Raw genomic sequence first — 26,906 nt, 5'->3', positions numbered from 1 at the left:
GGTGCGGTCCACGAAGCGGCGGCGGGCTCTGCTCGTCGCCGCTTCGGCGTTGTACGCCTCGGGAGTCTGGTGGATGACGCTGCGCCCGACGATCTACGACGAGAACGTCGGCGGCATCCTGCACGCGATCCTCCGCGCCGCCCGCGGCTGGCCGCCGACCGCGTGGATCACCTTCAACGGGGTCGAGTTCACCGCCAACGTGGTGATGTTCGTCCCCCTCGGAGTGCTCGTGCTGCTGTGGGGCGGACGGTGGTGGCACGGAATAGCGGCAGGATTGCTCACGAGCTCCGCGATCGAGACGACGCAGCTGCTGTTCCTCCCCACCCGCGTCGCCGACGTGCGTGACGTGATCGCGAACACCTCGGGAGCGGCGATCGGCGTCGTCCTGATGGTCGTTGTCGGCTGGCGCGCAGCTCGCTCTCAGGATTCCCATAAGCCACGCCATAGAAAGCTCATAGATACGAGCGCACAATGAGTTCCATGACCGTGACCGCCACCGCTCCCGCCTTCACCCGCCCCGACGGGAGCGCCCTGCGCGTCCTCGTCGTCGACGACGAGCAGATGCTCACCGACCTCCTCTCGATGGCTCTGCGCATGGAGGGGTGGGACGTCCGCACCGCGGGCTCCGGCTTCGACGCGCTGCAGGCGGCGCGTGATTTCGCTCCGGATGCCATGGTGCTCGACATCATGATGCCCGACCTCGACGGCATGGCGGTCCTGCAGCGGCTGCGTCACTCCGGCAACGACGTGCCGGTCCTCTTCCTGACCGCGAAGGACGCCGTCGCGGACCGCGTCGCCGGTCTCACCGCGGGTGGTGACGACTACGTCACGAAGCCCTTCAGCCTCGAGGAGGTCGTGGCGCGTCTGCGTGGCCTGATGCGCCGCGCCGGTACCGCTCTGACGCGCGACGCGGAGCCCATCCTGCGCGTGGGCGACCTGTCGCTCAACGAGGACAGCCACGAGGTCGTGCGCGCGGGTCAGGAGATCGAGCTGACGGCGACCGAGTTCGAGCTCCTGCGGTTCCTCATGCGGAACCAGCGCCGTGTCGTGTCGAAGGCGCAGATCCTCGACCGGGTGTGGAACTACGACTTCGGCGGCCGCTCGAGCGTCGTCGAGCTGTACATCTCGTACCTGCGCAAGAAGATCGACGCGGGTCACGAGCCGCTCATCCACACGGTCCGCGGCGTCGGCTACATGATCAAAGCGCCGCAGTGACGACTTCCCCGCGGCCGGAGCCACCGGTGTCTCCCCCGCCCGCCCGCTCTCGGCGGCTCGGTCGGCCGTGGAGCCTGCAGGCACGCCTGATGACGGCGGTCATCGGTATGGTCGCGTTCATCCTCATCATGATCGGGGTGTCCACCAGCGCGATCCTCAGCCAGGTGCTGCTGAACAACCTCGATGCCCAGGTGACCGACGTCGCCTCCGTCGCGCAGCCCCGGATCTCGTTGCAGAGCACGGCCGAGGACGTGCTCGACTCGGGTCCGTTCGACAACGGCACCCTCATGGTCATGAAGACCCGTCTCGGCGGGACGACCGGCGCTGTCGTCGACAACGGCAATTCCCGCGCGCTGACGGCGGACGAGCTCTCGCAGATCGTCGAGAGCCTGGCATCGTCGAACCCGAACGCGCGCACGGTGGACCTCCCCAACCTCGGCGAGTACCTGGTGCGCCCGTACGGCTCGCCCGACAGCAGCGAGGTCTTCCTCGTCGGGCTTCCCCTGTCGCAGGTCACCGGCACGATCGGCGCCATCCTCACGACGGTCGCCCTCGTCACGACCGGTGGACTGCTGCTCCTCGCCGCCGTCATCGCGCTCGTGATCCGTCTGGGACTCCGGCCCCTCAAGGCGGTGTCCGAGACGGCGACGCGCGTCGCCTCGATCCGCATGGACCAGGGCGACGTCTCGATCACCGAACGCGTGCCCGCCGAGCAGGTCGACGATCACACCGAGATCGGGCAGGTCGGGGCGGCTCTCAACACCCTCCTCGACCGCGTCGACGCCTCGCTCTCGGCGCGTCAACGCAATGAAGAACTGATGCGCCGATTCGTCGCGGATGCCAGTCACGAGCTGCGCACGCCGTTGGCATCGATCCGCGGGTTCTCGGAGCTCTCGCTGCGCGCCATGCGCCAGGCCCACGACGACGAGTCGCGTCAGCGCACCGCGATGGCCGTCGAGACGACCGAGCAGTCGCTCGAGCGGATCCTCGCTCAGTCGATCCGCATGACGACGCTGGTCGAGGATCTCCTGCTGCTCGCGCGGCTCGATGAGGGCCAGGAACTCGTCTTCGGCACGGTCGACCTCACGCGTCTCGCGGTCGAGGCGGTCGGGGACGCGCGTCCGGCAGGACCCGATCACTCGTGGACCATCGACGTCGGAGACGAGCCCGTCGAGCTCGCCGGCGACGCCTCTCGCCTCCACCAGGTCGTGGCCAACCTGCTCGCCAATGCACGCACGCACACCCCCGCCGGGAGCGAGGTGGCCGTCTCGGTGAGCCGCGAGGGCGACGACGCCGTGCTGCGCGTGCACGACAACGGTCCCGGTGTCGACCCCGCGGTCGCGGCCCAGCTGTTCGAACGCTTCGCCCGCGCCGACCGCTCTCGCGATCGGAAGACCGGTGGCACGGGACTGGGGCTGTCGATCGCCCGGGCGATCGTCGAAGCGCACCGCGGCACGATCAGCGTGCAGAGCACGCCCGGAGACACGACATTCGAGGTTCGCCTTCCCGCAAAGCCCGCCGATCCGGGCCCGCCCGCCGACGCCTGACGGCGAGGCGGGGTTCACCTGAGGAAGACGACGGCGTAGACGCTCACCAGCGCGACGCCGAACACCGCAGCGAAGACGACGTGCATCCACCTCTGCCGGTTCAGCAGAGCGACGTACTCGCGGAGGAACGCACTCGGCACGAAGTACGCCGCCGTGCGAGCGCCCACCACGCGCGCTCCGGGCAACTCCCGACGCGCCAGGAGTCCCGCACGCAGGACGTGGTAGTCGCTCGTGACGACCAGCAGCGGCTTCGTCGCGCCGACCTCCTCGACGATCGCACGCGAGAAGGCGAGGTTCTCCCGCGTGTTCAGAGAGCGCGTCTCGGGATGGACGAGGTTTGCGGGAATGCCGTGCTCGCGCAGATAGTCCGCCATGGCCTCGGCCTCCGCACGCGGCTCATCGGGCCCCTGTCCGCCGGACGGGATGACGAAGGGCGCGACTCCCCCGGCCCGGCCCGCCCGCTGCCACGCGACGATCGCGCGATCGAGGCGGCCCCGGAGCAACGGCGGCACCCGCCCGTCGATCAGCCCGGAGCCCAGGACGACGATCGCGGTCGGGGTGCGCGGGACGGGCAGCGCGGCGTACAGCAGAGACGACACGAGGAACGCGACGAACGCGGCCGCCGCGTACCCCGCGACAAGGACCACCAGAGCCGCCACGAGGAAGCCACCCAGTCCTCCCCACGCCAGGAGCGCGAGCAGGACGAACGGGAAGGCCACGAGACCGATCCCGGCGATCAGCGACAACAGGTTCGCCAGACTCCGCCCCTCGAGTCGCAGCATGGTGATGCCGTTGGTGATGAGGAACACCGCGAGCACCGCCACGACCACGGGCACCGCGACGGCGACGAAGAGGATCGCCGCGCGCGCGGCATCCGGATCCGTCTGCACGAGCAGCTGCAGCACGCCCAGCGCGGCGAAGACGACCGCGGCGACGAGCAGGGTCCCCTCGCGCAGCTGGGCCCGCTGGCGGGCACGCGCCACCGCGAAGACGACGAGCAGCAGCGCGGCGAAAGCCAGGAGGAGCATGTCGCGACGCTATCGGGTCGAGCATGCCCCTCCCGGCCGCTTGCGGGGCGCGCCCCCGTCTGCGTCCGTCCGCGGGTCAGTACCCCGCGAAGGCGTCGGTCGTGAGCGATTTGGCCTTGGCGAGCGCCGGCGCGAGGTCCGAGATGAGCCGCGGCGGACCCGACACGTAGGCCACGCGCTGCGCGATGTCGGGAACCGTGCGCAGCAGGGCGTCGGCGTCGACCCGGTCGGGCCCCGCCCACGACCATTCCGCGGGGAGCTCCCGCGGTTCCTCACGCGAGAAGACGACGACCGGGACGCCGCTCGCCGCGATCTCGTCCTGGAAAGCGAGCTCGCTCGGGTCGGACACCACGTAGACGAGAACGGCGTCGCGCCGCTGCCCGGTGGCCCGGAGGTGCCGCAGCTGCGAGACGAACGGCGTCACGCCGATCCCCGCGGCGACCAGCAGCACGGGCGCGGTCGGTCGAGAGGGAAGGACGAAGTCCCCCCACACGCCCGTGACCGCGAGAGTCGAGCCCGGCTCGACGGCCGCGAGTGCCTTCTTGTACGAGGACTGCGAGCCGTCCTTGTAAGCGATGCGCACCTCGGGCAGGTCTTCCGGGGCGGACACGATCGAGAACTCCCGTCGCGTGCCGCGCGCGTCGGGCCGACGGTGCGGGACGTCGAGCTCGAGGTACTGGCCCGGCGAGAACGCGAAGGGACGCGCCGCGTGGAAGGTCAGTTCGCGGACGGTCGGGGTCAGGTCGCGACGGCGTTCGACGCGGAGACGCACCGCCGCGCGCAGGCAGAACGCGAACGCCACGAGGTTGCCGATCAGCAGAGCGCGCTCCTGTCCGAGCGTGATCGCCCCGACGGCGATCGGCCAGCCGGCCAAGACGCCCACGACGATCGCGACGGCGTACTGCTGCAGGCGGCGCGGCGGCAGGGTGAGCGGCTCCGACAGCATGAACGCACCGAGGAACAGGAACGGCGACGAGAACGCGACCTGCAGGAGCAGCGCCGGCACGTCGACCGGGAAGCCCGCCGTCTGGAACTGGATGCTGGTGCGCACGAACGCGACCGCCATCGCCACGAGCCAGAACGTCACCACGATGGGGAGCTTGTCGGTGCGCACGAGCAGCAGCACGCCGAGCACCAGCACGCCGATCGCCATCAGCGGCGTTCCGACCCACCAGGCCGAGCCACCGAGATCCGGTGCCCAGATGCTCACGATGGTCAGCACCGCCGCCCCCGTGGCTGCCGGGTTGAAGACGTGACGACCGCGCCAGACGAGGAGGTACTTCGATGCGGATGCCACAATCCCGGCGAGGGCGAAACCGGCCAGCGCGAGCGGCTCGAGGCTCGGCCGGAGGACGAACAGCAGGATCGCGGCGGTGATCAGCGAGGACTCGAGGCGGCGCGGCATCCGGAGTATGCCCTGCGCAACGAGGTCAGTCGCGCCGCACGCGACGGCGAGCACCACGGCGCTCGCGACGATCTCGAGCGGCTGGGGCCCGATCTGTCCGGCGAACGAGAGTACGAGGGCATAGACGGCCAGCAGGCCGAGCGACGACAGGACGAGGCGGTACATCGACACCCGGCCGATGAGTCCGAGCACGCGGGTCGAGCCCGCGGTGAGCGTGGCGCTCATGGTGTTCCCTTCGGAAGCTGTGGCGTTGAGGTCACGAGAAGATCTCGCCGGTGAAACCGGGCGACCACTCCACGCGACCGTCGGTGTGCATGCGCACCCAGTGCGCGTTCCAGGACGCCGCGAGTTCGGGTCCCCCGTCGAAGAACAGCGCCGTGGCGAGGGCGTCGGCGCGCATCGCGGTGTCGGCTGCCGCCCAGGTCGCCGCGTAGGCCCGGACGGGAACACCCGTGCGGGCGTCGAGGACGTGGTGAAGGTTGTCACCCCATGTCCGCCGGTTGATCGCCGACGCGCACAGGGCGCCGTCGGCGACGGTGATCACGCCGATCGCGAGGGTCGGGTCGTACGGGTGCTCGAGGCCGACGCGGATCGGCTCGCCGCGAACGGCGAGGTCTCCGGATGCGTCGACGACGATGTCACCGTCGACGTGCGCGCGCACCGTGTCGAGCACGAGGTCGACGAGACGGCCCTTGCCGAGCGCGCCCACGTCGATCGTGGCGGGCCGCGCGACGGCGAGCCGCCCGTCGCTCCACGAGAGGGTGTCGCGCCACGCCGGGGCCGGCTGCGGTTCTCCCCACGGGGCGAGCGTCAGCCGCGCGTCGTAACCCAGGCGCGCGAGCGCGTCGCCGATGAGCGGATTGACGGCGCCGGCCGTCGCGGTGTCGAGCTCGTCGTACAGCGAGAGCATGGCATCCGCGTCGTCGGGGGCGGGGACGGATGCCGTGCGTCCTTCCGCAAGAGCGGCGACGAGCGAGTCGTCGCGGAACCGCGACCACTCCCGGTCGAAGCGCTCGATAACGGCCGACACCGCGTCGCGGGCGACCGGGGGCAGCGGCGCCGCCGTCTCGATCGCCCACGACGTGCCGATCGCGTCGAAGGTCCAGGTCGAACCCGTCGCGGTCGGGATGGTCATGACGGTCAGGCCTTGGCCTCGGTCTTGATGGTGTCGACCGCCTTGTTGAAGCCGCCGCTGGTGAGCGACGACCCGGCGACCTTGCTCACCGAGATGTCGTCGATCTTCTTGCCCACGACCTCGGCCTGGATGCCGCCGATGAACTCGCTCTGGTAGCGCTTGGACTCCGCGGCCTGCGGGTCGCCGGTCACCTCGACGGCGGTGATCGTGTCGTCGGCGATCGTGAGGGTGACGTCGACGGTCTCGACGCTCTCGGGCGTGGCGTACTGGCCCGTCGCCTCGTAGGTGCCGTCCTTGTACGTGCTCGAGGTCGTCGAGCTGTCGGTCGTCGAGCTGTCGGTGGTCGCGCTCGCGGTCGGAGCCGCGGTCGCCGCGGGAGCCGATTCGGCGGGGCCAGCGGCGTCAGTGGTCGCGCCACCCGAGCAGCCGGCCAGGGTGACGATGCCGGCGACGCCCAGGAGGGCGGTGCCGATGCGGACGGGACGGGGTACGGCGGTGGTGCGGATCATGAGGGTCCTCCTTCTGTCGTGCCTCGCGGCGCGTTCGTGCTCACCGTAGGAACACGACCTTGGCGGCGCCTCGGTTCAATACTTTGTGCAACCTATGAGAAACCCCGCGGCGGGGTGGGTGGAGAACCCCGTACCGTCGCGCGGAAATTTCGGACGACACGCCGGGTCACGGCATCCGGAATCGGCGTGTCGGTCCCGGACTCCGCCTGACGGTACAGCCCGCGAGGGAAAACGGACTCAGCCGCCTCCCGGAGGGAGACGGCTGAGCGACGGAGGAACGCTTACGCGTCGCCGCCGAACATGCTCGTGACCGAGCCGTCCTCGAAGACCTCGTGGATCGCGCGCGCGAGCAGCGGCGCGATCGGCAGCACCGTGAGACCGGGGAAGCGGCGCTCCGCGGGCAGCGGCACGGTGTCGGTGACGACCACCTCGTCGATCGCGGGATCCTGCAGGCGCTCGCTCGCGGGATCGCTGAAGATCGCGTGCGTGGCGGCGACGATGACCTTGCGCGCGCCGTTGGCCTTGAGGGCCTGTGCGGCCTTCTGGATCGTGCCGCCGGTGTCGATCATGTCGTCGACGAGGAGGCACGTGCGCCCCTTCACGTCGCCGACGATCTCGTGCACCGAGACCTGGTTGGCGACCTTCGGGTCGCGACGCTTGTGGATGATCGCCAGGGGCGCGCCGAGGCTGTCGGACCACGTGTCGGCCACGCGGACGCGGCCCATGTCGGGCGACACGACGGTGAGGGTCTCGCGATCCTCACCCGTGAGCCCCTGCTCGAAGTGCTCGAGCAGCACCGGCTTGGCGAAGAGGTGGTCGACGGGGCCGTCGAAGAAGCCCTGGATCTGCGCGGCGTGGAGGTCGACGCTCATGATGCGGTCGGCGCCGGCGGTCTTGAGCAGGTCGGCGACGAGACGGGCGCTGATGGGCTCGCGGCCGCGGCCCTTCTTGTCCTGCCGCGAGTACGGGTAGTACGGCGCGACGACGGTGATGCGCTTGGCCGACGCGCGCTTGAGGGCGTCGAGCATGATCAGCAGCTCCATGAGCCACTCGTTGACCGGCGGCCCGAACGACTGCACGACGAAGACGTCGCAGCCGCGGATCGACACCTCGAAGCGGGTGTAGATCTCACCCGACGCGAAGGTGCGGTGCTCGGTGGGGGCGAGCTCCGTGCCGAGGTGTTCGGCCACCTGCTTCGCCAACTCGGGGTGCGAGCGGCCCGAGGCGACGACGAGGCGCTTCTTGGTCTTGGCGACGAGCCCGGGGGCGATGCCGTTGTCGCGGTCGAGGTCTACACGATTCTTCTTACGAGCCATCGGCCGCTTCCTGTTCAGCCCGAGCTCGCGCGGCCACATCGGCCGCTGCGGTGCCCGGTCGGTTCTTCTCGACCCACCCCTCGATGTTGCGCTGGGGTGACACGCTGAGTGCCAAAGCGCCGGGCGGGACGTCCTTGCGGATGACCGCGCCGGCACCCGTCTTGGCGCCGTCTCCAATCGTAACCGGCGCGACGAACACGTTGTGCGAGCCGCTGTGCACCTCGTCGCCGATGACCGTGCGGTGCTTGGTGAGGTCGTCGTAGTTCGCGGTGATCGCGCCGGCACCGAGGTTGACGCCGCGACCGATGTCGGTGTCACCGATGTACGACAGGTGCGGCACCTTGCTGCCCTCTCCGATCGACGAGTTCTTCACCTCCACGAACGTGCCGACCTTGCCGTTCACGCCGACCCGGGCGTTCGCGCGCAGGTAGGCGAAGGGGCCGACGGTCGCTCCCGCCTCGACGACGGCGAGGGTGCCGTCGGTGCGGGTGATCGTGGCATCCTCGCCCACCTCGCAGTCAGTGAGCGTGGTGTCGGGGCCGATCGTCGCCCCCGACGCGATGACGGTGGCCCCGCGCACGTGCGTGTTGGGCAGGATCGTGACGTCCGGCGCCAGGGTCGCGGTCACGTCGATCCACGTGGTCGCGGGGTCGACGACCGTGACGCCCTCGAGCTGCCAACGCCGGACGGTGCGGGCGTTGAGCGTGCGCCCCGCCTCCGACAGCTGGACACGGTCGTTCACCCCGAGCGCCGCGGCGGCATCGGAGGTGACGGATGCCGCGACCCCGAGCTGAGCATCCCGGAGCAGCCCGACCACGTCGGTGAGGTACTTCTCGCCCTGGGCATTGTCGGTCCCGACCAGCGCGAGCTGGGTACGCAGCGGCGACGCCTGGAAGACGTAGACGCCGACGTTGATCTCGGTGACCGCGGCTTCGTCGGCCGTCGCGTCCTTCTGCTCGACGATCCGGCGCACTCCGTCGGTCTCGTCGCGCAGGATGCGGCCGTAGCCGTAGGGCTCGTCGACGCGGGCGCTGAGGAGCGTGACGGCGGTGCCACCCGAGCGGTGGGTGGCGAGCAGCTCGGTGAGCGTGCCGGTCTCGAGCAGCGGCACGTCGGCGCTGAGCACGAGCACATCGCCGTCGAAGCCGTCGAGCACCCCGAGGGCCGCCTCGACCGCGCGGCCGGTGCCGGGAACCTCGTCCTGGTCGACCACCACGACGCCCGGGGCGAGCTCGGCGACGGTCGCGGCGACCTGCTCGCGTTCGTGGCGGACGACGACGACGATCCGTGCGGGATCGAGGGATGCCGCCGTGTCGAGCACGTGCCCGACCAGCGGGCGCCCGCCGACGGGGTGCAGCACCTTCGGAAGGCGGGATCGCATGCGCGTACCCTGGCCCGCAGCGAGGACGACGACGGCGAGCTCGGTCGTTGAGGTCATGCTCCGCCGCCAGGATTCGAACCTAGACCTAACAGCTCCAAAGGCTGTCGTGCTGCCGTTACACCACGGCGGACCGTGCCCGCGGGCACCGGTCAAGTCTGCCAGACCTGCCAGCCGCGTGTCGGCGCGGCGCACGCTCTCGCCATAATGAGACCGTGAGCACGAACGGGGACAGCGACGAGGTCGACCGCATCGTCGACGCCTGGATGCGTCAGCGCCCCGACCTTGACTTCTCGCCTCTCGAGGTGCTCTCGCGCGTCGCGCGCCTCTCGCGTCACCTCGACATCGCGCGGAAGGAAGCCTTCCGCCGCAGCGACATCGAGTCGTGGGAGTGGGATGTCCTCTCGGCGCTGCGGCGCGCGGGCGAGCCGTACCAGCTCAGCCCGAAGCAGCTCCTGCAGCAGACGCTCGTCTCGAGCGGCACGATGACCAACCGCATCGACCGGCTCGTCGCCCGCCGGTTCGTGCGGCGCGAATCCGACCCCGGCGATGGACGGAGCATCCTCGTGACCCTGACCGACGACGGGCGTGTACGTGTCGACGCCGCGATCACCCGCTTGGTCGACGCCGAAGCGCTGCTTCTCGACGGCCTGTCGCGCAGCGATCGCGACCGGTTGGCCACCCTGCTGCGCAAGCTGAGCATGGGATTCGACGCGTGACCGATACCGCTGAGACCCGCACCGCGTGGGATGGGTTCAAAGCCTGGCTCGACGTGCGCTTCCGCTCCCCCGCCGCCATCTACGGCCTCATCGTCTACGCGTCGTTCATCACGATCGCCGACGACCACGCCGACTCACCCTGGGAACTGCTCGGGGCATCGGTCTTCCCCCTGCTGGTCTTCTACATCGCCCACGTCTTCGCTCACACGCTGACCGAGCACGGTACGCACGGCCTGCGCCACTCGACGCGCGAAGCGATGCGGCACGCCGCCGGAATGCTCTACGCGTCGCTGCCCGCCGCACTGTGCCTCGTATGGGGCGGGATCTCGAACGCCTCGGTCGACGACGCCTCCGACTGGACCGCCCTGGCCACGACGATCGTGCTCGCGGTCCTCGGCTACAACGCCTACCGCCGCCGCGGGTCCCGGCTCGTGGTTCGTCTCGTAGGAGCCCTGTCGACCGCCGTGCTCGGAGTGTTCATCATCGTCCTCGAGACGCTGGTGCACTGACGCGCGCCCTCCGCGTCGCGGGTCAGCCGATCGCCTCGGTGAGCTCGAACCACCGCATCTCGAGCTCGTCGCGCTCGGCCTCGAGACCCGAGATGCGCTGCATCTCTTTGCCGAGACCGACGTAGTCACCCTGATCGTGCTCGGCGAGCGCCGCCTTGGCCCGGTCGATCTGCTGCTGCAGCTTCTCGATCTTGCGCTCCGTGGCCGACGCCTCCTTCTGCGCGGCGCGAAGATCGGCACCCTGCAGACCCGTGGATGCCGTTGCCTCGGCCGCCGTCGAGCGCGAGGGCTCGGCATCCTGGAGCGCCCGGAGCCTCAGGTACTCGTCCACTCCACCGGGGAGGTGGCGCAGCTTGGCGTCGAGGATCGCGTACTGCTGGTCGGTGACCCGCTCGAGGAAATACCGGTCGTGCGAGACGACGATGAGGGTGCCCGACCACGAGTCGAGCAGGTCTTCCATCGCCGCGAGCATGTCGGTGTCGAGGTCGTTCGTCGGCTCGTCGAGGATCAGCACGTTGGGCTGGTCGAGGATGACGAGCAGCAGCTGCAGACGGCGCTTCTGTCCGCCCGAGAGATCCTTCACCGGCGTCGAGAGCTGGGCGCTCGAGAACCCGAGACGCTCCAGCAGCTGACCCGGCGTCAGCTCCTGGGTCTTCGATCCGGTGCCGAAGGCGTACGTGGTGCGGAGATTCGAGATGACCACGCGCACCGGGTCGTTCAGGTGCGGGTCGAGTTCGTCCAACCGCTGGGTCAGCGTGGCGACCTTGACGGTCTTGCCGCGCTTGACCCGCCCCGACGTGGGTTCGAGCGTCCCGGTCACGAGGTTCAGCAGCGTCGACTTCCCCGCACCGTTGACGCCCAGAATGCCGGTGCGCTCCCCCGGCGCGATGCGCCACTCGACGTCCTTCAGGACGGTCTTGTCGCCGTAGGACACCCCCGCGTCGAGCAGATCCACGACGTCCTTGCCCAGGCGTGCGACCGCGAGCGACTGCAGCGCGACCTTGTCGCGGATCTCGGGAACGTCGGCGATGAGCTCGTTCGCCGCGTCGATGCGGAACTTCGGCTTCGACGTGCGGGCCGGGGCGCCGCGGCGCAGCCACGCGAGCTCTTTGCGCGCGAGATTCTGACGACGCTGTTCGATGGATGCCGCCTGGCGGTCGCGCTCGACACGCTGGAGGATGTACGCCGCGTATCCGCCCTCGAAGGGCTCGACGATGCGGTCGTGCACCTCCCACGTCGTGTTGCAGATCTCGTCGAGGAACCACCTGTCGTGCGTCACGACGAGCAGGCCGCCCGCCGAGGGCGCCCAGCGCTTCTTGAGGTGCCCGGCGAGCCAGGTGATGGCCTCGACGTCGAGGTGGTTCGTCGGCTCGTCGAGGAACAGCACGTCCCAGTCGCCCGAGAGCAGCTTCGCCAGAGCGACGCGGCGGCGCTGACCGCCGGAGAGATCGCCCAGACGCGCGTCCCACGGCAGGTCGCCGAGGAGGCCGGCGATCACGTCGCGCGTGCGGGCGTCGCCCGCCCACTCGTGCTCGGGGCGGTCACCGACGACCGCGTGGCCGATCGTGTCGTCGTCGTCGAGCGTGTCCTGCTGGTCGAGCACGCCAACGGTCACTCCGCCGCGCACGGTGACACGCCCGCCGTCGGGCTCGCGGATGCCGGCGAGCATGCCGAGCAGGCTCGACTTGCCGTCGCCGTTACGACCGACGATGCCGATGCGATCGCCCTCGTTCACGCCGAGCGAAACGGAGTCGAAGACGACCTTGGTCGGGTATTCCAGGTGCAGGGCTTCGCCCCCGAGCAGATGTGCCATATCCGTCCCAGGCTACGCGGTGCTCGGCACGGCAGCGCGCCGGCTTCTCCGCGCCTCCGCCGCTCCGCAGTCCCGTTGATGCCCGAGACTGCACGCTGCTGACAAACCCACTGCACGGCGCAACGACGTTGTCAGCTCGGTGCAGTCTCGCGAGGTGTGGCGACACCGGAGGCCGGACGCGGCATCCCGGCAGTGGCGCCCGGGTGCCGGCATTCGGAAACGACGACGGGGCCGCCCGGCGAACCGGACGACCCCGTCGGAGCGGAGAGGCTCAGAGGCCGTTGGCCGAGAGCCATTCCTTCGCGATGTCGGCGGACGACTTCTGGTCGACCGTCGACTCGACGTTCATCTGGATGAGGCCCTCGGTGGTCAGCTTCGCGCTGACCTTGTTCAGCACGTCGGAGACCTCGGACGCGACGTTCGAGTTGACGACCGGCACGACGTTCGACGCCAGGAACAGGTCCTTGGGGTCCGTCAGGTTGACGAGGTTGTCGGTCTTGACGCGGGGGTCGGCCGTGTAGACGTTCGCGACCTGGATCGTGCCGGCGATGAGGTCGTCGACCGTGGTCTCACCGGTGGCCGAGAACTGCACGCTCACGCCGTAGGTCGACTGCAGGCCCTTCGGGCCGTAGGGGCGATCGGCGAGCTCCGAGTTCCCGCCGAGGGTGAGACCCGAGGTCACCTTCGCGAGGTCGGCGATCGAGGTGAGGCCGTTCGCGTCGGCGAAGGCCTTGGTGACCGTGATCGAGTCCTGGTCGGTCGCGGACGACTGGTCGAGGACCTCGAGACCCTCGGGGAGCGCGGCCGGCAGGGCCTTGTAGACGTCATCCGAGCTGCGAGCGGTGGTGTCCGCCTCGAAGAACTGCAGGAGGTTGCCGGTGTACTCGGGGAACACCGAGACCGTGCCGTCCTCGAGCAGCGGGATGTACGCGTCGCGCTGGCCGATCTGGAACTGGCGCGTGACGGTCTTGCCGGCGTTTTCGAGGGCCTGCGCGTAGATCTCGGCGATGATCTCGTTCGAGTAGTACGCCTGCGAGCCGACGACGATGGTGTCGGACGACGCCGAAGCGTCACCGCCGCCGTTGCTGAGCGGGTCGCTCGACCCACCGCTGCAACCGGCGAAGGCGAGGGAAGCGACCGCGAGGCCGGCGACGAGGCCGAGCCCCTTCCGGGTTCGTGCTGTGAACATGGGTGCTCTCTTTTCTGGTGATTCGGGATTCGGGTGGGTCAGGAAGTCGCCGGGGGTGCGGCGGGCGCCCCCACGGCGAGGGCCTCGGCGCGACGACGGCGGGCGGAGCGCCGCTGCGGCTGCGCGGCACCGGCGACACGGATGCCGCGGGGCACGACGAGGTGCTGGAGGAGGGCGAAGAGCCCGTCGATGACGAGCGCGAGCACCGCGACGAGGATGGCGCCGCCGATGAGCATGTCGAAACGCCGCAGTGGGATCGCGGCGATGATGTACTGCCCGAGTCCGCCGAGGCCGATGTACGCGGCGATCGTGACCGTCGCCAGCACCTGCAGGGTCGCCGCGCGGATGCCGCCGACCAGCAGCGGCAGCCCGAGCGGAACCTCGATGCGCCAGAAGATCTGCATCTCGGTCATGCCCATCGACCGCCCCGCGTCGATCACGCGACGGTCGATCGCCTCGAGGCCCGTGTAGGCGCCGGCGAGGAGCGACGGGATCGCCAGGATGACGAACGAGATGACGGCCGCCTCGGGCTTGTGCAGCACCCCGAGGAGCAGGGTCAGCAGGATGAGCAGACCGAAGGACGGGATCGCTCGAGCGGCCCCGGAGATCGCGACGGCGGTCTCGCGCCCCTTGCCCGTGTGCCCGATGAACCATCCCAGCGGAATCGCGATGAGTCCCGCGATGACGACCGAGACGAACGTGTATAGCAGCTGCACGCCCAGGGCCAGGCCGAGCGGGTCGAATGGGCTCTGATCGCCCGAGAAGATCCAGGCGAACGCCTCGCCGATGAGGTTCACGCCTTCACCAACGTCCGGTTGGAGATGCGCGACACGGTCCGGGTCCCGCGCGTCCACGGCATGAGGAGCCGCCCGGCGAAGACCAGGAGCAGGTCGATCACGAGGGCGAGGACGACGACCGCGATGACCCCCGCGAACACCTCGGGGATGATGCGGCGCTGCAGGCCGTTGGTGAACAGGTATCCGAGGTTCTGGATGCCGACGAGGATGCCGACCGTCGCCAGAGCGATCGTGCTGGCCGACGTGACGCGGAGCCCCGCGAGAACCACCGGCCCGGCCAGCGGGAACTCGACCGCCCAGAACCGCCGGAACGAGCCGTAGCCGATCGCCGTCGAGGCCTGGCGCACTCCGGCGTCCACCGAGTCGAGTCCGTCGGCGACCGCGCGCACGAGGATCGCCACGGCGTAGACCGCGAGCGCGACGATCAGGTTGTTCTCGCTGACGATGCTGTACCAGCCGGTGACGACCGGGACGAGGATCAGAAGGGCGAGCGAGGGGATCGTGTAGAGCAGGCCCGTGATCGTGATGACACTGCTCCGCACCAGGCGATACCGCCACGCGAACCACCCCAGGGGGATGCTGACGATGAAGCCCGCGATCAGCGCGATGAGACTCTGGCGCAGGTGCACCAGAGCCAGCTCCCCGATCAGCTCGAGATTGTTGCCTACCCAGTTCACGGGCGGGAATCCTCCACAAGAGCGCCCTGGGTCCGCCCCTCGGCGTCGACGACGACGGTCCCGCGTGGCGTCTGCTTGAGGTGCAGGGCGCGCTTGCCTTTGACGGCGCCGATGAAGCTCGCCACGAAGTCGGATGCCGGGTTCTCGACGATCTCGCTGGGCGAGCCGACCTGCGCGATGTGCGCGCCCTTCTCGAGGATCACGACCTGATCGCCGAGCAGGAAGGCCTCGTCGATGTCGTGCGTGACGAAGACGATGGTCTTGCCGATCTCGCTCTGGAGGCGCAGGAGCTCCTGCTGCAGTTCGTCGCGCACGATCGGGTCGACGGCGCCGAACGGCTCGTCCATGAGGAGGATGTTCGGGTCGGCCGCGAGCCCGCGGGCGACGCCCACGCGCTGCTGCTGGCCGCCCGACAGCTGGCTGGGGTATCGGTCGGCCATCGCCGTGTCCAGGCCGACGGTCTTCATCAGCTCGAGCGCGCGGGCGCGAGCGGTCTTGCGGTTCTGCCCCTGCAGCACGGGCACGGTGGCGATGTTGTCGGCGACGGTGAAGTGCGGAAGCAGGCCCGAGTTCTGCATGACGTAGCCGATGCTCCGGCGCAGGTGGACCGCGGGCTTGCCGCCGATGTCGTCGCCGTCGATCGAGATCGTGCCCGCGGAGGGCTCGACCATCCGGTTGATCATCCGGAGCAGAGTGGTCTTTCCGCAGCCGGACGATCCCACGAAAACGGTCGTCTTCCGCGAGGGGATGACGAGGCTGAAGTCATCGACGGCGCGTGTGCCGTCGGGGAAGACCTTCGAGACGGTCGAGAACTCGATCATGCTGTGCCCGACCTCAGTCGGAGACCACGACCTTGCGGTCGAAGGCCACGTACCCGGCGAAGTCCGTGCCCACACGCTCCACCGCACCGGGGCGGAGGTCGGGGTACGACCAGGCGCCGTCGGCGAGCTCCGCTCCGTCGAGCGAGACGTTCCAGTACTGCACCTCGCCCTTCCACGGGCAGGTGTAGGGGGTGGGGCTCTCGTTCAGGGCGCCCTCGCGCACGGCGCGCGGCGGGAAGTACCAGTTGCCCTCGATCGACACCACGTCGTCGCGGTCGGCTTCAGCGATCACGACGCCGTCGAGCACTGCCTTCATGACGAAACCCCTCTCGTGGCGTCCCGCGGGCACGGCGCCCAGCGGTGGACCAGCCACCTTCCGAGAGGCTAACCAAGTGGATGCTGCGCAAAACGAACATTGCCCCGTGTGACGGGCTGGTCTAGGGTGCAAGCCGCTCAGAGCACGCGGGCGCCGCCGACCGGTCCGTGGACGTGGAGGGCAACGAGTCCGGCAGCGCTCAACGTGACCTGCAGATCGATCGCCGACTCCTCGTCGGCCGCGAGGAAAGCGAGGGTCGGCCCCGACCCGGACACGAGGCCGGCGAGGGCTCCGGAGCTCTCGCCGCGCTCGAGCACGCGCGCGAGGTCGGGGCGGAGATGGAGGGCGGGCGCCTGCAGGTCGTTGCGCAGCGAAGCGGCCAGCATCTCGGCGTCGCCCTGGCGCAGCGCGTGCAGGACCTCCGGCGCCACCGCCGGTATCCGGGGTGCCGGTCCGATGTCGACGGCATGGCGCTCGCGGTGAGCGTCGAGCTCGCCGTAGACGACGGGGGTCGACATGCCGATCTCGTTCGGCACCAGGACCCAGTCGAAACGGCCACGGGCCAGGGCGGGGCTGAGCTCGTCGCCGCGCCCGGTTCCGACCGCCGTCCCGCCGAGCAGGGCGAACGGTACGTCGGCTCCGAGCTGGGCCGCGAGGCGCACGAGCTCCGAGGTCGGCATCCCGAGCCCCCACAGAGCGTCGCACGCGACGAGCGCCGCCGCCGCGTCTGCGGAGCCGCCCCCCATCCCGCCGGCCACGGGCACGGCCTTGACGATCGAGAGGTGCACCCCACGGTCGATGCCCGCGGTCTCGGCCAGCAGACGCGCCGCCCGCACCGCCAGATTGCGGTCGTCGGTGGGCACCCCGTCGATGTCGACGGGACCCCGCGCGGACACCTCGAGCGTGATGTCGTCGGCCGCGGTGGCGGTCATCTCCTCGTAGAGCGAGACGGCCTGGTACGCCGTGGCCACATCGTGATAGCCGTCGTCCTTGACGTCGCCGACCTCGAGGAAGACGTTGATCTTGCCCGGTGCGCGAACGCGGACCGATTCAGCGGAGCTCATGATGACGACGACGCCCGCCAGAGGTCGACATCGGCGGCCTCGGACAGCGCGTCGATGCGCTCCAGCTCCTCGGTGTCGAACGCCGGTCCGTCGAGCGCGGCGAGGTTCTCGTCGAGCTGCTGCGTCCGCGAGGCGCCGATGAGGGCGGATGCCACGGTCTCATCGCGCAGCACCCACTGAAGCGCCATCTGCGCCAGGGTCTGCCCGCGCTCCTTCGCGATGACGTCCAGGCTGCGCAGCGCCGAGAGGGCGGCATCCGTCAGCATCCGGTCGGGCAGGGAAGAACGCTTCTGGGAGCGGTCGGCCTGGCCGTCGCCGAGGTACTTGTCGGTGAGGAGTCCCTGAGCCAGGGGCGTGAACGCGATCGCCCCCATGCCCTCCTGCCGGAGCGTGGAGGTGAGCCCGTCCTCGACCCAGCGATTGAGGATCGAGTACGACGGCTGGTGGATCACCAGCGGCGTGCCGAGCGATCGGGCCACGGCGGCGGCCTCGGCGGTGCGCTCGGCGCTGTACGACGAGATGCCGACGTAGAGCGCCTTGCCCTGCCGGACGAGCGTGTCGAGGGCGCCGATCGTCTCTTCGATGGGGGTCACCGGGTCGACGCGGTGCGAGTAGAAGATGTCGACGTAGTCGACGCTCATGCGCGTCAGCGACTGCTCGGCGCTGGCCAGGAGGTACTTGCGCGATCCCCAGTTGCCGTAGGGCCCGGGCCACATGTCGTAGCCGGCCTTCGACGAGATGATGAGCTCGTCGCGGTACCGGCCGAAGTCTTCGCGCATCATGCGGCCGAAGTTCGTCTCGGCCGAGCCGTAGGGCGGGCCGTAGTTGTTCGCGAGATCGAAGTGCGTGATCCCGCGATCGAACGCGTGGCGGAGCACCTCGCGCTGGCGGTCGAACGGGACGTTGTCGCCGAAGTTCCACCACAATCCGAGCGAGATCGGGGGGAGGAAGAGGCCGCTCCGACCGACTTGGCGGTATGCGACACTGGAATATCGCGCTTCCCGCGCGCTGTAAGGCCGGTGAAGGTCGGGTACGTCCGGGCCGAATCGAGCGGGATCAGTCACTCTTCGACAGTAGCGCGCCCATCCCCCTGCTTCGGCCCCGATGCCGAAACGCTCCCGTAACGCCGAGTATCTACGGTGTACGGATTCACCATCGACCCCGAGGAGGCCGCATATGCGCTCGATCGTTCCCCTTCCGATCGATACGGATCCCTGGCGGACACTCCTCTCCCGGTCCGACATCCGGATGCTGGACGGCATCCTGCACGTCATCGACGACGCGTCCACCCCCTCGGATGCCGAGCGCGACGACCTGCTGACCGTCGCCGAGGCCGTCGAGGCCGCCGGCGTCTCGGTGATGCTCGTTCGCGACGCCAACCGGCGACCGAAGCTCGTCGTCGACACGGTCGACGCGGATGCCGCTCTCGCCGCTCTGCGCGACCCCGAGCTGGGCCCGATCTACCTCAAGGCGCGCGGCGAGGACCCGGTCCCCGCTCACAGCGTCGCCCCCTCCCCCGGTTCGATCGAGGCCTACGCCGTCTTCCGTCCGCGCACCTCGACCGAGGGCTCGTACCGGTACGGGGCGGCCCTCGCTCCGCGGCTGGAGTTTTGGAGATTCGGCGAGAAGACCATCGAGGCCCCTCGCCCCAGCGCCCTCACCCGTCGCCGCTTCGGCCGCGCCGATCTCGACCTCGTCGAGGTGGAACGCTACGGCCGCCGGTGGCAGACGGTCGCGGGCATGTTCGACCCGCACCCGAAAGAGTTCGTCGGCGACATCGACATGGTGTTCTCGTGGGTCGACGGCTCGTCGAGCGAGTTCCAGCGGCAGCGAGCCGCGCGCATGCAGGGCTATGTCGTGGGCGACGGCGACGACAACGCCGCCCGCTACCGACAGGTCGACGAGCTGCGGTACGCGCTGCGCAGCGTGCACATGTACGCGCCGTGGGTGCGCCGCATCTTCATCGCGACCGACTCCCCGACCCCGGAGTGGCTCGCCGACCACCCCAAGGTCACGATCGTGCGCAGCGAGGAGTTCTTCGCGGACCCCTCCGTGCTCCCGACCCACAACTCGCACGCCGTCGAGGCGCAGCTGCACCGCATCCCCGGCCTCGCCGAGCACTTCCTCTACAGCAACGACGACATGTTCTTCGGTCGCCCCGTGACCCCGGAACTGTTCTTCAGCGGCGGGGGCGTGAGCCGCTTCGTCGAGAGCGGCATCCGGATCGGAAGCGGTGCCCCGCACGTGGATCGCTCGGGTCACGACAACGGTCTGCGCGTGAACCGGGCGCTGCTGAAGGAGCGCTTCGGCCGAGTGATCACGCTCGACCTCGAGCACTGCGCGACGCCGCTGCGGCGCTCCGTGGCGTTCGAGCTCGAGCAGGAGTTCGCCGAGGACTACGCCCGGACGGCCGCGAGTCGTTTCCGTTCGGCCACCGACATCTCGGTCACGAACAGCCTCTACCACTACTACGCGCTGGCCACGGGCCGGGCGGTCGTCACGACCGAGCCGCGCACGCGCTACGTCCAGACGACGCAGCTCGATTCCCTGCGCACGATGGAGCGACTCGTCTCGCGCCGCGACACCGACATGTTCTGCCTCAACGACGGAAGCGTGCCCGAGATCCCCGAGGAGGTGCGGGTGCCCGCGCTCCGCGCGTGCCTCGAGCGTTACTTCCCGATCGCGGCGCCGTGGGAGAAGACGAGCGTCAGCGCAGAACCGGCAACGGCGTCGTCGGCGGCGACACCCGCCCACTGAGTCCGCGGTTCGCCGGGACCTCGATGCCCGCCGCGCGCAGGCGTTCCTGCGACTCGGCGGCATCGACGTACTGCAGCTCCTCGGCACCGCCGAGCGGCACCACCGAGTGGACGATCGTCTCGTCGTAGATGTGCACGAGGTTGAAGCCCTGCGCACCGTCCTGCGGGCGCGTGCCGCCCACGGGGACCATGAGGTCCTGCGTGTAGCAGGTGGCGGAGGCGACCGAGACCGGGATGCCCGCGAACGTCGCGAAGGTCGAGTAGTGCAGGTGCCCGGCCAGGATCGCTCGGACATCGGTTCCCCGCAGCACGGCCGCGAGGCTGCGCTGGTCGCGCAGTTCGACCGACGCGGCCAGATCGAGCACACTCGGCACGGGCGGGTGGTGGAGAGCGAGGATCGTGCCCAGCGGCGCGGGCGTCGCGAGGACGTCGGCGAGCCACTCGAGCTGGGCGGGCGTCACCTCGCCGTGGTGGAAGCCCGGGACCGACGTGTCGAGCGTGATGATGCGCAGCCCGTCGAACTCGTCGACGCGATCGACGGGAGCGGTCGGCGCCGCGTCGTCGTCGGGGAGCAGGTGAGAGCGGAAGGTGGCGCGATCGTCGTGGTTTCCCATGACCCAGACCACGCGCGTGTCGAGACGCTCCGCGAGCGGTTCGACGAGCGTGCGGACGCGGTCGTAGGCGTCGCCCTCGCCGAAGTCGGCCAGGTCTCCGGTGAACACCAGGGCATCGGGACGGACCCCGGATGCCTCGATCGCGGCGACCGCCCGGGCGAGGTACGCCTCGGAGTCGACCCGGTCGTACAGCGGCGCTCCGCCGGCGCGCAGGTGGGTGTCGCTCAGGTGCAGCAGCACCCTCTCGGCTCGGGGGTACTCGGCGTAACGCATCTCGTTCCTCTCGGGTCGTCGGGTACGACCTCGTGACCGGCGTGATGCTCCCGGCTTGCCCTGGAATGTTACAGGCATGTTTCAGGAACGCGCGATGAACACGGTGAGAATTTCGCCCGGTTTCGTTGCGCCCGGGGCGCGGCGCGGCTGCCCTGGTCAGGATGCAGGAGCGATCGCTTCGCGCGACGCCCAGTCGCCTCAGGAGGCTTCACGCGCCCCATCGATCATGCAGATGAACCAGCACCGCGGGACGGCGGCACCGCGGGACGGCGGCGAAGGCTTGGGGGCGTCCAGGCGCCGCGGGTGTGTCAGAGGGCGGCGATACGCGCGTAGTCGTCGACCGTGAGCTGCTCGCCGCGGAGAGTGGGGTCGACGTCGGCCCGCTCGAGCTGGAGCGAGGCCTCGGCCGCGGTTCCACCGAGAACGCCGGACAGCGCCTGGCGGAGCATCTTGCGCCGCTGCTGGAACGCGGCATCCACGATCTGGAACGTGCGTCGCCGGTGCTCCTCGGTGCCGCGGGGTTCGGCATCCCGCTCGAAAGCGACCAGCACGCTGTCGACGTTCGGGACGGGCCAGAACACCTGACGCGAGACCGTGCCCGCCAGCCGCCACGCGCCGTACCAGGCGGCCTTGACGCTCGGGGCGCCGTAGACCTTGGAGCCGGGAGGGGCGGCGAGGCGCTCCCCCACCTCGGCCTGGACCATGACGACACCGCTGCGCAGGTACGGGAACGTCTCGAGGAAGTGCAGCAGCACGGGCACCGAGACGTTGTACGGCAGGTTCGCCACCAGCACGCTCGGCTCGCCCGGGAGGTCGTCGACGCGGAGAGCATCGGCATCGATCACCGTGAGACGGTCCGCGGGGACGTCGTGGGCCGCGGCGGTGACGGGCAGCCGCTCCGCGAGCCGGTGGTCGATCTCGACCGCGACCACCGAGGCGCCCGTCTCGAGGATCGCGAGCGTGAGCGAACCGAGACCCGGCCCGATCTCGACGACACGGTCGGATGCCGAGACCCCGGCGACCTGGACGATCTTGCGCACCGTGTTCGCGTCGACCACGAAGTTCTGCCCGAGCTTCTTGGTCGGGGTGACGTCGAGCTCGGTGGCGAGTCGGCGGATCTCGGCGGCACCGAGGAGGGAAACGGGCATTGTTCCACTGTAGTCAGCCTCCCGCCACCCGCCGGGTGACAGGAGTACGTTGAGCGGGTGAGTCAGACGCAGTCGATACCCGCCAACGCTTTCACCATGCGGAGCCCCTTCGGTCGAAGAGCCATCGTGCTCTCGGTCGCCGCCGCGGTGGGCGGGTTCCTCTTCGGCTTCGACTCCTCCGTCATCAACGGCGCGGTCCAGTCGATCGAGAGCGAGTACACGAAGGTGCCGACCCTCACCGGCTTCGTCGTCGCGATCGCCCTCATCGGGTGCGCGATCGGCGCGATCGCCGCCGGTGCCCTGTCGGACCGTTTCGGTCGCCTCAAGGTCATGATGGTCGGCGCCGTGCTCTTCCTGGCGTCGTCGATCGGATCGGCACTGACGTTCAGCGTCCTGGACCTCACGATCTGGCGCGTCATCGGCGGTCTCGGCATCGGCATCGCCTCGGTGGTCGCACCCGCCTACATCGCCGAGGTTGCGCCCCGGCAGATCCGCGGCAGCCTCGCATCGCTGCAGCAGCTCGCGATCACCCTCGGCATCTTCGCCGCCCTGCTCAGCAACGCCCTCCTCGTGGGTGCCGCGGGCGGCACGGCCGACAACCAGCTCTGGTGGGGGCTCGAGGCCTGGCGGTGGATGTTCCTCGTCGGCGTCGTCCCCGCCGCCGTCTACGGTCTTCTGGCGTTCACGATGCCCGAGTCTCCGCGCTTCCTCCTCGCACGCGGCCGCGCCGACGAGGCCCGCGCGATCTTCGCGCGCCTGGTGCCGCCGGCCGACCTCGACAAGACCATCAACGAACTGACCAGCGCGATCGAGACCGACCGCAAGAACAAGGGCGCATCGATCGCCGGCAAGGCGCTGGGCCTTCAGCCGATCGTCTGGATCGGCATCATCCTGTCGGTGTTCCAGCAGTTCGTCGGCATCAACGTGATCTTCTACTACTCCACGAGCCTCTGGCGGGCGGTGGGCTTCGACGAGAGTGACTCGCTGCTCATCGGCGTGATCACCTCGGTCACGAACGTGCTCGTGACCCTCATCGCCATCTGGCTGGTGGACCGGGTCGGTCGTAAGCCCCTGCTGCTCGTCGGCTCGGCCCTGATGACGCTGTCGCTCGGTGCGATGGCGCTGGCGTTCTCGTTCGCCACCGGCTCGGGCCAGGACGTCTCACTCCCGGGCATCTGGGCGCCGGTCGCCCTCGTCGCGGCGAACCTGTTCGTCGTCGGCTTCGGCGCCTCGTGGGGCCCGCTGGTGTGGGTGCTCCTCGGCGAGATCTTCCCCAGCCGCATCCGCGGAAAGGCGCTCGGCGTCGCCGCCGGTGCGCAGTGGCTCGCCAACTTCCTCGTGTCGTGGACCTTCCCGCAGCTGGCCGACTGGTCGCTCGCGATCACCTACGGCGGGTACGCGTTCTTCGCCGCCCTGTCGTTCGTCTTCGTCCTGTGGAAGATCCCCGAGACCAAGGGCATGGAACTCGAGCAGACCGAGACCCTTTTCGTCCGCAAACCGAAGAAGACCGCCTGAGAGGACCGGAACATGACCAACAACTCGAAGTCGCACGAAGAGATCCGCGAAGAGCGCGAGGCAGCCCAGAAGGAGAAGGATCGCCTGGAGCGCGCCGAAGAAGCCCGTCTCGACGACGAGAAGCGCTGATCTCGACCCGAATGACGAAGGCCGGCTCCCCGCGGGGTGCCGGCCTTCGCGGTGCCGGGGTCAGAACGGTCCGTACACCTCGAGGGTGTTCGCGGCGACATGGGCACCGAGCTCGTCGGCATCCATCCCCCGCTCGGCCGCGAGGAAGCGGAGCGTGACCGGGATGAGGTACGGCGCGTTCGGGCGGCCACGGTAGGGCGCGGGCGTCAGGAACGGCGCGTCGGTCTCGACGAGGATGCGCTCGAGCGGCGTCACCGCGAGGGCGTCGCGCAGGTTCTGCGCGTTCTTGAAGGTCACGTTGCCGGCGAACGAGAGGTAGTAGCCGCGGTCGGCGGCGATCCGCGCCATCTCGGCATCACCGGAGAAGCAGTGGAACACGGTCTTCTCGGGTGCGCCGACGCGCTCGAGGGTCTCGAGCACGGCGTCGTGGGCGTCGCGGTCGTGGATCTGCATGGCGATCCCGTGCTTCTTCGCGAGCGCGATGTGCGCCTCGAACGAGCGGATCTGAGCCGGGATGCCATCGGCGTCGGTTCGGAAGAAGTCGAGGCCCGTCTCACCGATCGCTCGCACCCGGGGAGCGGCGGCGAGCTCGTCGATGACCGCGATCGCGGAATCCAGCTCACCCGCGCGCTCGTAGACGGGAGCCTCGTTCGGGTGGATGGCCACGGCGGCCAGCACCCGAGGGTGCGTGTCGGCCGCCCATGCCGACCAGCGCGACGAGTCGACGTCGCCGCCGGCCTGGACGACGCCGTGCACTCCCACGGCCAGGGCACGCTCGAGCTGCTCGTCGAGCGACAGTCCTGTCTCGCCGTCCTCGATCTCGAGGTGCGTGTGGTTGTCGTAGACGGGCACGCCGAGCGGCTCGGGCGCGGGCGGGTAGCTCACGTCGCGACGGCCGTCCGTCGAACGCTCCCGCACGTACTGGCTCGGGTCGCCGCCCTCAATGGTGCCGCGGGGCCGCTCGACGGGGGTGCTCATGCCTGCTCGACGCGCGGGAACAGCGGCGAGAGCCCGTTCACCGACGATCCGGGACGCAGCACGCCCCACTGACCGGCGTCGCGCAGCGGCTGCTCGTGCAGACGGCCGATGCTCTCGGCGGCACCCAGCGCGATCCACAGCTTCTCGGTCGCGATCGGCATGACCGGCGACAGCAGCACGGCGAGCGCGCGGAGTCCCTCGGCGGCCGTGTACAGCACCGTGCCGAGGCGCTCGCGCTTCTCGGGGTCCTTCGCCAGAGCCCATGGCTCGTTGTCGGTGATGTACCCGTTGAGCGCGTCGACGATCGTCCAGATCGCGGCGATCGCCTCGTCGATACGGAACTTCTCGATGGCCGCGTCCGCGTTCGTCGCGGCATCCGCCACCGTCTGCTGGATCGCGCGATCGATCTCGGTGAGCGCGCCCGAGGGCGGCACGATCCCTTCGAAGTACCGCTCGATCATCGCGATCGTGCGGGATGCCAGGTTGCCGAAGCCGTTGGCGAGTTCGGCCTGGTAACGGGCCGAGAGATCTTCCCAGGAGAACGACCCGTCCTGACCGAACGCGATCGCGGAGAGGAAGTAGAACCGGTAGGCGTCGGAGCCGAAGACGTCGGTGATCTCCGTCGGGGCGATGCCGGTGAGCTTGGACTTCGACATCTTCTCGCCGCCGACGAGCAGCCAGCCGTGCGCGAAGACGCCGCGGGGCACCTCGAGGCCTGCTGCCATCAGCATCGCGGGCCAGATGACCGCGTGGAAGCGCAGGATGTCCTTGCCCACCACGTGGTACGCGGGCCAGCGGCGCGCGAACTCCTCGGGGTCGGTGCCGTAGCCGATCGCCGTGGCGTAGTTCAGCAGAGCGTCGACCCACACGTAGATGACGTGAGAGTCGTCCCACGGCACCTGGATGCCCCAGTCGAAGGTCGACCGCGAGATCGACAGGTCTTTCAGGCCGTTCTTCACGAACGATACGACCTCGTTGCGCGCCGACTCCGGGCGCACGAAGTCGGGCACCGTCTTGTAGAGCTCGAGCAGGGGCTCCTGGAACTCGCTGAGCTTGAAGAAGTAGTTCTTCTCCTGCAGCAGTTCGAGCGGCTTCGAGTGGATCGCGCAGACCTTGAGTCCCTCGAAGGGGCCCTCGCCGTCGACGATCTCGGCCTCGGTCTTGAACTCCTCGCACCCGACGCAGTACAGCGCCTCGAACTCGCCGGCGTAGATGTACCCCCGGTCGTAGAGCGCCTGCACGAACTTGGCCACGCGCTCCTCGTGGCGCGGCTGGCTCGTGCGGATGAAGTCGTCGTTGGCGACGTCGAGCGTCTTCAGCAGGGGGAACCACGACTCGCCCACGAGCTTGTCGACCCACCCCTGCGGGGTGTGGTTGTTCGCGGCCGCGGCACGCATCATCTTCTGGCCGTGCTCGTCGGTGCCGGTCAGCATCCAGGTGTCGTCACCGGCCTGGCGGTGCCAGCGCGCGAGCGTGTCCACAGCCACGGTCGTATAGCCGTGGCCGATGTGGGGGACGTCGCTCGGGTAGTAGATCGGCGTCGTGATGTAGAAGGATCGGCCGGAAGTCACCCCAGGATTCTACGGGGGCGCGCTCGACCCCGGCGGTCGCGTGACGACGGGCCGCTCACGCGGAGTCGCGCGGGACGAGAGTGGTCGCGAGGACGACCGGGGCGGCGGGCCGTCCGGCGATGGCATCCAGCAGCAGGGTCACCATGCGCTCGCTGAGCTGCTCCCAGGGCTGGCGCATCGTGGTGAGCGCGGGCTCGTGCGTGGCCGCCAGGCCGGAGTCGTCGAAACCTGCGACAGCGACGTCCTCGGGCACGCGACGTCCGGCACGCCGGAGCGTCTGCACCGCGCCCGCCGCCATCGAGTCGGACGCGGCGAAGACGGCGTCGATGTCAGGGGCCTTCTCGAGCAGGCGTGCCATCGCGGCGGCCCCGGAGTCCGACGAGTAGTCGCCCCTCTCGACGAGGGCGGGGTCGAAGTCGGAGCCCATCTCGTCGCGGAAGCCGACCAACCGGAAGCGGCCGCCGGGGGTGTCGTCGGGTCCGGC

General features: G+C 69.7%; 26 protein-coding genes and 1 tRNA gene. 7 read left to right on the top strand and 20 right to left on the bottom strand.

Annotated elements, in window-relative coordinates; genetic code table 11:
- Window position 1 precedes the first annotated feature (1 nt).
- The 3 genes from ACMW4R_RS11385 to ACMW4R_RS11375 all read left to right on the top strand — a co-directional run bounded on the left by ACMW4R_RS11385 (window position 2) and on the right by ACMW4R_RS11375 (window position 2,762).
- Complete coding sequence (locus ACMW4R_RS11385; protein ID WP_418299979.1) at window positions 2-475, top strand: VanZ family protein; 474 nt, start codon at window positions 2-4, stop codon at window positions 473-475.
- Window positions 476-480: 5 nt separating this feature from the next.
- Window positions 481-1,215, top strand: a complete 735-nt coding sequence (locus ACMW4R_RS11380) for a response regulator transcription factor (protein ID WP_058597454.1) — start codon at window positions 481-483, stop codon at window positions 1,213-1,215.
- 89 nt (window positions 1,216-1,304) lie between these two features.
- Entirely contained in the window at window positions 1,305-2,762 is a 1,458-nt protein-coding gene (locus ACMW4R_RS11375) for a sensor histidine kinase (protein ID WP_058597455.1), read from the top strand.
- A 14-nt stretch (window positions 2,763-2,776) separates the two neighbouring features.
- Here ACMW4R_RS11375 and ACMW4R_RS11370 read toward each other — a convergent pair whose 3' ends face one another.
- The 7 genes from ACMW4R_RS11370 to ACMW4R_RS11340 form a co-directional block, all read right to left on the bottom strand.
- Window positions 2,777-3,790: a YdcF family protein gene (locus ACMW4R_RS11370; protein ID WP_418299978.1), complete on the bottom strand. Its 1,014-nt coding sequence runs from the start codon at window positions 3,788-3,790 to the stop codon at window positions 2,777-2,779.
- A 76-nt stretch (window positions 3,791-3,866) separates the two neighbouring features.
- On the bottom strand, window positions 3,867-5,420 hold the full coding sequence (locus ACMW4R_RS11365; protein WP_418299977.1) for an FAD-dependent oxidoreductase: 1,554 nt from the start codon (window positions 5,418-5,420) through the stop codon (window positions 3,867-3,869).
- A 31-nt stretch (window positions 5,421-5,451) separates the two neighbouring features.
- Window positions 5,452-6,330 carry an FAD:protein FMN transferase gene (locus ACMW4R_RS11360; protein ID WP_418299976.1) on the bottom strand — a complete coding sequence of 293 codons (879 nt, stop codon included), beginning with the start codon at window positions 6,328-6,330 and terminating at the stop codon, window positions 5,452-5,454.
- 5 nt (window positions 6,331-6,335) lie between these two features.
- Entirely contained in the window at window positions 6,336-6,839 is a 504-nt protein-coding gene (locus ACMW4R_RS11355) for an FMN-binding protein (RefSeq protein WP_058614480.1), read from the bottom strand.
- A 281-nt stretch (window positions 6,840-7,120) separates the two neighbouring features.
- Window positions 7,121-8,155 carry a ribose-phosphate diphosphokinase gene (locus ACMW4R_RS11350; protein ID WP_058597460.1) on the bottom strand — a complete coding sequence of 345 codons (1,035 nt, stop codon included), beginning with the start codon at window positions 8,153-8,155 and terminating at the stop codon, window positions 7,121-7,123.
- On the bottom strand, window positions 8,145-9,593 hold the full coding sequence (gene glmU, locus ACMW4R_RS11345; protein ID WP_058597478.1) for a bifunctional UDP-N-acetylglucosamine diphosphorylase/glucosamine-1-phosphate N-acetyltransferase GlmU: 1,449 nt from the start codon (window positions 9,591-9,593) through the stop codon (window positions 8,145-8,147). The genes ACMW4R_RS11350 and glmU overlap by 11 nt, the downstream gene beginning before the upstream one ends.
- Window position 9,594: 1 nt before the next feature.
- Window positions 9,595-9,666: transfer RNA gene (locus ACMW4R_RS11340), tRNA-Gln, on the bottom strand.
- A 133-nt stretch (window positions 9,667-9,799) separates the two neighbouring features.
- Here ACMW4R_RS11340 and ACMW4R_RS11335 point away from each other — a divergent pair.
- The gene (locus ACMW4R_RS11335) at window positions 9,800-10,252 is read left to right on the top strand and encodes a MarR family winged helix-turn-helix transcriptional regulator (protein ID WP_050901880.1); all 453 of its coding nucleotides are present in this window, start codon (window positions 9,800-9,802) and stop codon (window positions 10,250-10,252) included.
- The gene (locus tag ACMW4R_RS11330; RefSeq protein ID WP_058597461.1) at window positions 10,249-10,761 is read left to right on the top strand and encodes a hypothetical protein; all 513 of its coding nucleotides are present in this window, start codon (window positions 10,249-10,251) and stop codon (window positions 10,759-10,761) included. The genes ACMW4R_RS11335 and ACMW4R_RS11330 overlap by 4 nt, the downstream gene beginning before the upstream one ends.
- Window positions 10,762-10,783: 22 nt before the next feature.
- Here ACMW4R_RS11330 and ACMW4R_RS11325 read toward each other — a convergent pair whose 3' ends face one another.
- The 8 genes from ACMW4R_RS11325 to mgrA all read right to left on the bottom strand — a co-directional run bounded on the left by ACMW4R_RS11325 (window position 10,784) and on the right by mgrA (window position 18,502).
- On the bottom strand, window positions 10,784-12,574 hold the full coding sequence (locus ACMW4R_RS11325; RefSeq protein WP_058614483.1) for an ABC-F family ATP-binding cassette domain-containing protein: 1,791 nt from the start codon (window positions 12,572-12,574) through the stop codon (window positions 10,784-10,786).
- Window positions 12,575-12,845: 271 nt separating this feature from the next.
- Window positions 12,846-13,763, bottom strand: coding sequence for an ABC transporter substrate-binding protein (locus ACMW4R_RS11320; protein ID WP_418299975.1), 918 nt, complete (start codon window positions 13,761-13,763; stop codon window positions 12,846-12,848).
- Between the two features lie 38 nt (window positions 13,764-13,801).
- Window positions 13,802-14,560, bottom strand: a complete 759-nt coding sequence (locus ACMW4R_RS11315) for an ABC transporter permease (protein WP_058614485.1) — start codon at window positions 14,558-14,560, stop codon at window positions 13,802-13,804.
- The gene (locus ACMW4R_RS11310; RefSeq protein WP_058597465.1) at window positions 14,557-15,237 is read right to left on the bottom strand and encodes an ABC transporter permease; all 681 of its coding nucleotides are present in this window, start codon (window positions 15,235-15,237) and stop codon (window positions 14,557-14,559) included. The genes ACMW4R_RS11315 and ACMW4R_RS11310 overlap by 4 nt, the downstream gene beginning before the upstream one ends.
- Complete coding sequence (locus tag ACMW4R_RS11305; RefSeq protein WP_058614487.1) at window positions 15,234-16,058, bottom strand: ABC transporter ATP-binding protein; 825 nt, start codon at window positions 16,056-16,058, stop codon at window positions 15,234-15,236. The genes ACMW4R_RS11310 and ACMW4R_RS11305 overlap by 4 nt, the downstream gene beginning before the upstream one ends.
- Before the next feature lie 13 nt (window positions 16,059-16,071).
- Window positions 16,072-16,374, bottom strand: coding sequence for a DUF427 domain-containing protein (locus ACMW4R_RS11300; protein ID WP_013586035.1), 303 nt, complete (start codon window positions 16,372-16,374; stop codon window positions 16,072-16,074).
- Between the two features lie 137 nt (window positions 16,375-16,511).
- Entirely contained in the window at window positions 16,512-17,438 is a 927-nt protein-coding gene (locus ACMW4R_RS11295; protein ID WP_058614489.1) for a 4-(cytidine 5'-diphospho)-2-C-methyl-D-erythritol kinase, read from the bottom strand.
- Entirely contained in the window at window positions 17,435-18,502 is a 1,068-nt protein-coding gene (gene mgrA / locus ACMW4R_RS11290) for an L-glyceraldehyde 3-phosphate reductase (RefSeq protein WP_058597468.1), read from the bottom strand. The genes ACMW4R_RS11295 and mgrA overlap by 4 nt, the downstream gene beginning before the upstream one ends.
- Before the next feature lie 112 nt (window positions 18,503-18,614).
- On the opposite strand from mgrA, the gene ACMW4R_RS11285 reads away from it, so the two are divergent.
- Window positions 18,615-20,195, top strand: coding sequence for a stealth family protein (locus ACMW4R_RS11285; RefSeq protein WP_418299974.1), 1,581 nt, complete (start codon window positions 18,615-18,617; stop codon window positions 20,193-20,195).
- On the opposite strand, the gene ACMW4R_RS11280 is transcribed toward ACMW4R_RS11285, so the two are convergent.
- Together ACMW4R_RS11280 and rsmA are read right to left on the bottom strand one after the other, a co-directional pair.
- Window positions 20,146-21,081, bottom strand: a complete 936-nt coding sequence (locus ACMW4R_RS11280) for a phosphodiesterase (protein WP_058597470.1) — start codon at window positions 21,079-21,081, stop codon at window positions 20,146-20,148. The two genes, ACMW4R_RS11285 and ACMW4R_RS11280, sit on opposite strands and share 50 nt — an antisense overlap.
- 308 nt (window positions 21,082-21,389) lie before the next feature.
- Complete coding sequence (gene rsmA / locus ACMW4R_RS11275) at window positions 21,390-22,229, bottom strand: 16S rRNA (adenine(1518)-N(6)/adenine(1519)-N(6))-dimethyltransferase RsmA (protein ID WP_058597471.1); 840 nt, start codon at window positions 22,227-22,229, stop codon at window positions 21,390-21,392.
- A 96-nt stretch (window positions 22,230-22,325) separates the two neighbouring features.
- Here rsmA and ACMW4R_RS11270 point away from each other — a divergent pair, with 96 nt between their 5' ends.
- Complete coding sequence (locus ACMW4R_RS11270; RefSeq protein ID WP_418300264.1) at window positions 22,326-23,744, top strand: sugar porter family MFS transporter; 1,419 nt, start codon at window positions 22,326-22,328, stop codon at window positions 23,742-23,744.
- A 189-nt stretch (window positions 23,745-23,933) separates the two neighbouring features.
- Here ACMW4R_RS11270 and ACMW4R_RS11265 read toward each other — a convergent pair whose 3' ends face one another.
- The 3 genes from ACMW4R_RS11265 to ACMW4R_RS11255 form a co-directional block, all read right to left on the bottom strand.
- Entirely contained in the window at window positions 23,934-24,851 is a 918-nt protein-coding gene (locus ACMW4R_RS11265) for a TatD family hydrolase (RefSeq protein ID WP_418299973.1), read from the bottom strand.
- Window positions 24,848-26,422, bottom strand: a complete 1,575-nt coding sequence (gene metG / locus ACMW4R_RS11260) for a methionine--tRNA ligase (protein WP_418299972.1) — start codon at window positions 26,420-26,422, stop codon at window positions 24,848-24,850. The genes ACMW4R_RS11265 and metG overlap by 4 nt, the downstream gene beginning before the upstream one ends.
- Window positions 26,423-26,477: 55 nt before the next feature.
- Window positions 26,478-26,906, bottom strand: a 429-nt coding sequence (locus tag ACMW4R_RS11255; protein ID WP_418299971.1) for a LacI family DNA-binding transcriptional regulator, incomplete at its 5' end; no start/stop codon positions are given.

Source organism: Microbacterium sp. S1037, assembly GCF_048381605.1.
GTDB lineage: Bacteria > Actinomycetota > Actinomycetes > Actinomycetales > Microbacteriaceae > Microbacterium > Microbacterium testaceum_B.
This window is presented reverse-complemented; position numbering and strand designations above follow the sequence as displayed.

Excerpts from the sequence above, each read along its gene's own strand:
- ACMW4R_RS11380 (WP_058597454.1), top strand. The coding sequence starts at position 481 with ATGACCGTGACCGCCACCGCTCCCGCCTTCACCCGCCCCGACGGGAGC.
- ACMW4R_RS11375 (WP_058597455.1), top strand. The coding sequence starts at position 1,305 with ATGACGGCGGTCATCGGTATGGTCGCGTTCATCCTCATCATGATCGGG.
- ACMW4R_RS11370 (WP_418299978.1), bottom strand. The coding sequence starts at position 3,790 with ATGCTCCTCCTGGCTTTCGCCGCGCTGCTGCTCGTCGTCTTCGCGGTG.
- ACMW4R_RS11365 (WP_418299977.1), bottom strand. The coding sequence starts at position 5,420 with ATGAGCGCCACGCTCACCGCGGGCTCGACCCGCGTGCTCGGACTCATC.
- ACMW4R_RS11360 (WP_418299976.1), bottom strand. The coding sequence starts at position 6,330 with ATGACCATCCCGACCGCGACGGGTTCGACCTGGACCTTCGACGCGATC.
- ACMW4R_RS11355 (WP_058614480.1), bottom strand. The coding sequence starts at position 6,839 with ATGATCCGCACCACCGCCGTACCCCGTCCCGTCCGCATCGGCACCGCC.
- ACMW4R_RS11350 (WP_058597460.1), bottom strand. The coding sequence starts at position 8,155 with ATGGCTCGTAAGAAGAATCGTGTAGACCTCGACCGCGACAACGGCATC.
- glmU (WP_058597478.1), bottom strand. The coding sequence starts at position 9,593 with ATGACCTCAACGACCGAGCTCGCCGTCGTCGTCCTCGCTGCGGGCCAG.
- ACMW4R_RS11335 (WP_050901880.1), top strand. The coding sequence starts at position 9,800 with ATGCGTCAGCGCCCCGACCTTGACTTCTCGCCTCTCGAGGTGCTCTCG.
- ACMW4R_RS11325 (WP_058614483.1), bottom strand. The coding sequence starts at position 12,574 with ATGGCACATCTGCTCGGGGGCGAAGCCCTGCACCTGGAATACCCGACC.
- ACMW4R_RS11320 (WP_418299975.1), bottom strand. The coding sequence starts at position 13,763 with ATGTTCACAGCACGAACCCGGAAGGGGCTCGGCCTCGTCGCCGGCCTC.
- ACMW4R_RS11305 (WP_058614487.1), bottom strand. The coding sequence starts at position 16,058 with ATGATCGAGTTCTCGACCGTCTCGAAGGTCTTCCCCGACGGCACACGC.
- ACMW4R_RS11300 (WP_013586035.1), bottom strand. The coding sequence starts at position 16,374 with ATGAAGGCAGTGCTCGACGGCGTCGTGATCGCTGAAGCCGACCGCGAC.
- ACMW4R_RS11295 (WP_058614489.1), bottom strand. The coding sequence starts at position 17,438 with ATGAGCTCCGCTGAATCGGTCCGCGTTCGCGCACCGGGCAAGATCAAC.
- ACMW4R_RS11285 (WP_418299974.1), top strand. The coding sequence starts at position 18,615 with ATGCGCTCGATCGTTCCCCTTCCGATCGATACGGATCCCTGGCGGACA.
- ACMW4R_RS11280 (WP_058597470.1), bottom strand. The coding sequence starts at position 21,081 with ATGCGTTACGCCGAGTACCCCCGAGCCGAGAGGGTGCTGCTGCACCTG.
- rsmA (WP_058597471.1), bottom strand. The coding sequence starts at position 22,229 with ATGCCCGTTTCCCTCCTCGGTGCCGCCGAGATCCGCCGACTCGCCACC.
- ACMW4R_RS11270 (WP_418300264.1), top strand. The coding sequence starts at position 22,326 with ATGCGGAGCCCCTTCGGTCGAAGAGCCATCGTGCTCTCGGTCGCCGCC.
- ACMW4R_RS11265 (WP_418299973.1), bottom strand. The coding sequence starts at position 24,851 with ATGAGCACCCCCGTCGAGCGGCCCCGCGGCACCATTGAGGGCGGCGAC.